Origin of the sequence: Pseudomonas sp. UBA6276 (assembly GCF_002438365.1) — a bacterium.
GTDB lineage: Bacteria > Pseudomonadota > Gammaproteobacteria > Pseudomonadales > Pseudomonadaceae > Aquipseudomonas > Aquipseudomonas coleopterorum.
Genome location: NZ_DJUS01000139.1, coordinates 1 through 6,311, shown reverse-complemented (window position 1 = coordinate 6,311; position 6,311 = coordinate 1). Strand labels below are relative to the sequence as shown.

General features: G+C 59.6%; 8 protein-coding genes. 5 read left to right on the top strand and 3 right to left on the bottom strand.

Features of this window, described 5'->3' with window-relative positions:
* Positions 1 to 211, bottom strand: a 211-nt coding sequence (locus B2V21_RS16540) for a DUF1883 domain-containing protein (protein ID WP_286917430.1), incomplete at its 3' end; no start/stop codon positions are given.
* Between the two features lie 134 nt (positions 212 to 345).
* Between B2V21_RS16540 and B2V21_RS16535 the strand changes: the two genes are divergently transcribed.
* A complete protein-coding gene (locus B2V21_RS16535) occupies positions 346 to 696 on the top strand; it encodes a hypothetical protein (protein WP_049859452.1) in 351 nt (116 codons plus the stop codon).
* Between the two features lie 7 nt (positions 697 to 703).
* Here the strand turns inward: B2V21_RS16535 and B2V21_RS16530 are convergent, their stop codons facing one another.
* Positions 704 to 994, bottom strand: coding sequence for a hypothetical protein (locus B2V21_RS16530; protein WP_049859453.1), 291 nt, complete (start codon positions 992 to 994; stop codon positions 704 to 706).
* Positions 995 to 1,254: 260 nt separating this feature from the next.
* On the opposite strand from B2V21_RS16530, the gene galU reads away from it, so the two are divergent.
* Positions 1,255 to 2,097 (top strand): UTP--glucose-1-phosphate uridylyltransferase GalU, encoded by an 843-nt coding sequence (gene galU / locus B2V21_RS16525; protein ID WP_049859454.1) that lies wholly within the window; start codon positions 1,255 to 1,257, stop codon positions 2,095 to 2,097.
* Between the two features lie 104 nt (positions 2,098 to 2,201).
* On the top strand, positions 2,202 to 3,560 hold the full coding sequence (gorA, locus tag B2V21_RS16520; RefSeq protein WP_286917429.1) for a glutathione-disulfide reductase: 1,359 nt from the start codon (positions 2,202 to 2,204) through the stop codon (positions 3,558 to 3,560).
* 16 nt (positions 3,561 to 3,576) lie between these two features.
* On the opposite strand, the gene B2V21_RS16515 is transcribed toward gorA, so the two are convergent.
* Positions 3,577 to 4,221, bottom strand: coding sequence for a response regulator transcription factor (locus B2V21_RS16515; RefSeq protein WP_286917428.1), 645 nt, complete (start codon positions 4,219 to 4,221; stop codon positions 3,577 to 3,579).
* Positions 4,222 to 4,491: 270 nt separating this feature from the next.
* On the opposite strand from B2V21_RS16515, the gene ahpC reads away from it, so the two are divergent.
* Both ahpC and ahpF read left to right on the top strand, forming a co-directional pair.
* The gene (gene ahpC, locus B2V21_RS16510; RefSeq protein ID WP_043189224.1) at positions 4,492 to 5,055 is read left to right on the top strand and encodes an alkyl hydroperoxide reductase subunit C; all 564 of its coding nucleotides are present in this window, start codon (positions 4,492 to 4,494) and stop codon (positions 5,053 to 5,055) included.
* A gap of 186 nt (positions 5,056 to 5,241) precedes the next feature.
* Positions 5,242 to 6,311, top strand: a 1,070-nt coding sequence (ahpF, locus tag B2V21_RS16505) for an alkyl hydroperoxide reductase subunit F (RefSeq protein ID WP_286917427.1), incomplete at its 3' end; no start/stop codon positions are given.

Here is a 6,311-nt window from a genome sequence, read left to right as displayed (position 1 = left end):
TGTCGATGGTGATGTTCCAGAAACCGGTACTGGGCGCCGTGATCTTGGCCGGGAAGGTGTCGAACGCGCCGCCATGATAGGTATGTCGCCCACCGTTCTTGAAGCTGCGGAAGTTGGCGTCGCTCATCAGGCGGATGTTGCAGCGCTGAGAGCACTCGATGACAACCAGATCGTCTTCATTGAGGTGCTCGCGCTGGTGAACGAATTTCATGGGCTCTCCACAGTTACAGGTGCGCGAAAAAGCGCAACGATATCATGTGCATCGCAGCGCGGATAAATTCTACCGATGCATGGAGCAAATTCATGACCTTGCGGTCACAGGGTATTTAATGACGGAGATGCATCATGAAGTGGGCCTGGTTGACGGCAGTGGTAATGCTCGGTGGTTGTGCCACCGTGACGGACATCGAGAAAAGCCCCGAGACCATGAGTGTGATTTCCGGCAAGACCCCCAAGGAATATTCCACCTGTGTGGTCGCCCAGTTGAGCGACAGCCGCGGACCGTCGGTGATCGAACAGAAACACGACGGCTATCGCATCATCGTTCCGCAGAAACTCTCCAAGGATCCGGCCGCCGTGCTGATCGTCGACGATCGTTCCGGCGGCAGCAGCATCAAGGTACACGAGCGCCTGTCCAATGTGCCTCTGCGCCCGGCTGACGTGCGCCAGGCGGCCGAGAAATGCATTTCCGGCTGAGCCGATCCTACTTGCAGATCACCACCAGGCTGCGGGTCTGGTAGTTGCCCAGGTCGGCATCCGCCAGCCCAGCCTCGTCCGCACGTCGCGGCACGCCCTGAGTCGCTACCGTCTGGTAGCCGCCGGGGCACTCGAGTCTTGCCTGCTCGTCGCACTTGTCCCAGGACATGGCCTGACCCGAACAGTCGATGTTCAAGCCCTGTTGGCCGTTCTTCAAAATGGTGGGGGAAGTACTCGCGCAGGCCGAAACGGCGAGCACGGCGATGCAAGACAGGGTAGTGCGCAGGAGGGTGTTCATGGGGCGGGATTCTTCAGGTAGACAAGGGGGCCGCTATGCGGTGGCCCAATGCTATACACTGGCAAGCGGCAAGGGTAGTTGTGCAAGGAAAAATTCCGTTGCTCGACCGATGTAGCAATATTTACCCTGCAGTGGAACTATATGCATCAGGATTTCTCTATCAACCAATCAATTGGCCAGCGGCAGACATTGTGAAGTAGTCGACGCCTGAAACCGACTGTGCCGTACCTCGTCAGCATTGCTCTTTTGTAAGGACTCACATGATCAAGAAATGCTTGTTTCCAGCGGCCGGCTACGGTACTCGCTTCCTTCCAGCGACCAAAGCAATGCCCAAGGAAATGCTGCCGATCGTCAACAAGCCACTGATCCAGTACGGTGTCGAAGAAGCCCTGGAAGCTGGCTTGAGCCAGATCTCCATCGTCACCGGTCGCGGCAAGCGCGCGATCGAAGACCACTTCGACATCAGCTATGAGCTGGAAACCCAGATCAAGGGCACCGAGAAAGAGAAGTACCTGGTCGGCATCCGCAAACTGATCGACCAGTGCACCTTCTCCTACACCCGCCAAGTGCAGATGAAGGGCCTGGGCCACGCCATCCTCAGCGGTCGTCCACTGATCGGTGACGAGGCGTTCGCCGTGGTGCTGGCGGACGACATGTGCGTGAATCTGGAAGGCGACGGCGTGCTGCAGCAGATGGTCAAGCTGTACAACCAGTTCCGCTGCTCGATCGTCGCCATTCAGGAAGTCGATCCTCAGGAAACCAACAAGTACGGCGTGATCGCCGGCGACATGATTCGTGAAGACATCTATCGCGTGACCAGCATGGTTGAAAAGCCAAAGCCCGAAGATGCCCCATCGAACCTGGCCATCATCGGCCGCTACATCCTGACCCCGGACATCTTCGACCTGATCGAACAGACCGAGCCAGGCAAGAGTGGCGAGATCCAGATCACCGATGCCCTGATGAAGCAGGCCCAGAACGGTTGCGTACTGGCCTACAAATTCAAGGGCGAGCGTTTCGACTGCGGCGGCGCGGAAGGCTACATCGACGCCACCAACTTCTGTTTCGAAAACTTCTACAAAACCGGCAAGGCGTTCATCTGACGCCTCACCGGCTTGCATGATCGACGCCGCTGCTCTTCGGACAGCGGCGTTCTTGTTTATGGCTACGGCCCGTTGGCGGGTCGTGCAGGTGCCAGGAGAGCAACATGAGCTATGACTTCGATTTATTCGTGATTGGCGCCGGTTCCGGCGGTGTGCGCGCAGCGCGTTTTGCCGCAGGTTTCGGAGCGAAGGTGGCAGTGGCCGAGAGCCGCTACCTGGGTGGAACCTGCGTCAACGTGGGCTGCGTACCGAAGAAGCTGCTGGTTTACGGCGCGCACTTTGCCGACGACTTCGACCATGCCAGCGGCTTTGGCTGGAGCCTGGAAAAACCCTCGTTCGACTGGTCGACCCTGATCGACAACAAGAACAAGGAAATCGAACGGCTCAATGGCATCTACCGCAATATGCTGGTGAACAGCGGCGTCAAGCTGATCGAAGGCCATGCGCGCCTGGTCAACCCGCATACGGTCGAAGTGGACGGCCAGCGCTTCAGTGCCGAGCACATCCTTGTGGCAACCGGTGGCTGGCCGCAGATCCCCGACGTGCCGGGGCGCGAGCATGCCATCACTTCGAATGAGGCGTTTTTCCTGGAGCAGTTGCCCAAGCGGGTGATCGTGGTAGGGGGTGGTTACATCGCCGTCGAATTCGCCGGGATCTTCAATGGTTTGGGCAGCGACACCACCTTGCTCTACCGCGGTGAAATGTTCCTGCGCGGCTTCGACGGCTCGGTGCGCAAACACCTGAGCGAAGAGCTGACCAAGCGCGGCATGAACCTGCAGTTCAATGCCGACATCGCTCGCATCGACAAGCTCGACGACGGCAGCCTCAAGGTCACCCTCAAGGACGGCCGCGAGTTGGCGGCCGATTGCGTGTTCTACGCCACCGGACGTCGGCCGATGCTGGACAACCTGGGGCTGGAGAACACCGGTGTGAAGCTAGACGACAAGGGGTTCATCCAGGTCGACGAGCAGTTCCAGACCACCGAACCGTCGATCCTGGCGCTGGGTGATGTGATTGGCCGGGTGCAACTGACTCCCGTGGCCTTGGCCGAGGGTATGGCCGTAGCGCGTCGGCTGTTCAAGCCGGAGCAGTATCGCCCCGTGGATTACAGGCACATTCCAACCGCTGTGTTCAGCCTTCCCAACATCGGAACCGTCGGCCTGACCGAGGAAGAGGCGCGGGAGCTGGGTCATTCGGTGCAGATTTTCGAAAGCCGTTTCCGGCCCATGCAGTTCAGCCTGACCCACAGCCAGGAGCGCACCCTGATGAAGCTGGTGGTCGATGCCGATACCGACAAGGTGCTGGGTTGCCACATGGTCGGTCCGGATGCCGGCGAGATCGTTCAGGGCCTGGCCATCGCCTTGAAGGCGGGCGCGACCAAGCAGGTGTTCGACGAAACCATCGGCGTGCACCCCACGGCCGCCGAAGAGTTCGTCACCATGCGTACACCGGTAGACGCTTGAGCCTTGGGCCTGCCGGTCAGTCCGGCAGGCCAACCACGGCGGCGTATTCCTGCAGCGCGGCATCGTGGCTGATGCCCAGCTTTTCCATGGCGCAGCGTTTCTGGCGGCTGATGGTCTTCTCGCTGCGATCCAGATGCGCAGCGACGTCTCGCCCGCTCATGCCGCCCACCAGCAGCTTCAGCACTTCCAGCTCGCGCGTCGACAGTCGCTCGTGGGTACCTCTGTGTTCCACTTCGTGCTCGGCCAGGCGTCGGGTGAAGCGGGCGCTGAGGTAGTTGTTGCCGCGCATCAGGCTGTGCGCCGCCGTGCTCAGGTTGCTCAGGCACTCCTGCTTGTCGTACAGGCCTCGCGCGCCGCTGTCGAGAATGGCGCGCAGGACCATGGGGTTGTCCAGCGTGGTCAATACCAGCACCGGCAGGCGTGGGTAGCGCTGACGCACTTGACGCAGCAGGGCGAGGCCGTCGCCACCGTGCTGTTGGGGCATGTGGTAGTCAGTGATCAGCAGATCACAGGCATGCTGCTGCAACGATTCGAGGACCCGGCTGGCATTCTCGGCCTCATCGATCACGCTGAAGCGTGAACGCGGTGCACGCTCCAAGGCGATGCGCAGCCCGAGTCGAACGGCCGAATGGTCGTCGGCCACGATGGTTTTGATAGTCACCTGGTTGATCTCATCTGCGAAAGCGGGCCTCATGCTAGCCGTGGTGCGAGGGCATGGCTGTAAGGAGGACGTGTGTGCAGACGTGAGAAAAGTCGACAAAACGCGGCAGCATTGCCCCTCGTTCACAATTCTTCTTTATTATGGGTAGCTTCGATAGGCAAAACCAATCACTAGCATCCAGTTTGCCAATGAGCTATCGGGCGAGCATGTGTTTAGGATGCTCCCTATCGAATTCAAACACGATTTCAACCCCCTGAAGGAGAGTCACCGATGCCGATCATCAACAGCCAAGTCAAGCCATTCAACGCTACCGCTTACCACAACGGCGCTTTCGTGCCGGTCAGCGACGCCGATCTGAAAGGCAAGTGGTCTGTCGTATTCTTCTACCCAGCCGACTTCACCTTCGTCTGCCCAACCGAACTGGGCGACCTGGCCGACAACTACGAAGCGTTCAAGCAACTGGGCGTGGAAATCTACGGTGTGTCGACTGACACCCACTTCACCCACAAAGCCTGGCACGACACCTCGGACACCATCGGCAAGATCCAGTACCCGCTGATCGGCGATCCGACCCACGTCATCTCGAAGAACTTCGACGTGCTGATCGAAGCCGACGGTATTGCTGACCGTGGCACCTTCGTGATCAACCCAGAAGGCCAGATCAAGATCGTCGAACTGAACGACGGTGGTGTAGGCCGCGACGCTTCCGAGCTGCTGCGCAAAGTCAAAGCTGCCCAGTACGTTGCTGCTCACCCAGGCGAAGTCTGCCCAGCCAAGTGGAAAGAAGGCGAAGCCACTCTGGCTCCATCGCTGGACCTGGTTGGCAAGATCTAAGCAGCTTCCCGAGCTGTGTCCCGCGGGTCACTTCCCGCGGGATCGCGACATCCGTTACCCGATGGCGACACCTCCGTAACGGACCGCTTTCGTTTCATCGTTTCCAAAAGTATCTCGCTCACGCGGGGCCCAGTGCCCTGGCGGGCAACTGTCGTCTTCGAAACACTCAAAACGGAAATCGCCCTCATGTTGGACGCCAATCTTAAAGCCCAGTTGAAAGCCTATCTGGAACGGGTCACCCAACCGATCGAGATCGTCGCGTCCCTTGATGACGGCGCGAAATCCCAAGAATTGCTCGGTCTGCTGCGTGACATCGATGCACTGTCGGACAAGATCACGCTGCTGGACAACGGTAACGATGCGCGCAAGCCGTCGTTCTCCATCAATCGCCCCGGAGCGGACATCGGCCTGCGTTTCGCCGGTATCCCCATGGGTCACGAATTTACCTCGCTGGTACTGGCGCTGCTGCAGGTGGGCGGCCACCCGTCCAAGGCCAGTGCCGAGGTCATCGAACAGATCGCTGCCCTGAAAGGCGAGTTCCTGTTCGAAAGTTACTTCTCGCTGTCGTGCCAGAACTGCCCAGACGTGGTCCAGGCACTGAACCTGATGGCGGTGCTCAACCCCAATATTCGTCACGTGGCCATCGACGGCGCCCTGTTCCAGGCCGAAGTCGAAGAGCGTCAGGTGATGGCTGTGCCAAGCATTTACCTCAACGGCAAGAACTTCGGCCAGGGCCGCATGGGTCTGGAAGAGATTCTGGCCAAGATCGACACCAGCGCCAGTGATCGTCAGGCGGAAAAGCTCAACGCCAAGCAGGCGTTCGACATGCTGGTGATCGGCGGCGGCCCTGCCGGTGCATCGGCAGCCATTTATGCGGCGCGTAAAGGTATTCGTACCGGTGTGGCGGCTGAGCGTTTCGGCGGGCAAGTGCTGGACACCATGGCCATCGAGAACTTCATTTCCGTACAGGAAACCGAAGGTCCGAAGCTGGCTGTCGCCCTGGAAGAGCACGTCAAGCAGTACGACGTGGACATCATGAACCTGCAGCGCGCCGAGAAACTGGTGCCGGGCAAGGACGGTGCACCTCACGAGGTGATTTTCGCCAGCGGCGCGTCGCTCAAGGCCAAGACGCTGATCCTGGCGACCGGTGCGCGCTGGCGTGAAATGAACGTGCCGGGCGAGCAGGAATACCGTAACCGCGGCGTGGCCTACTGCCCGCACTGTGATGGTCCGCTGTTCAAGGGCAAGCGCGTGGC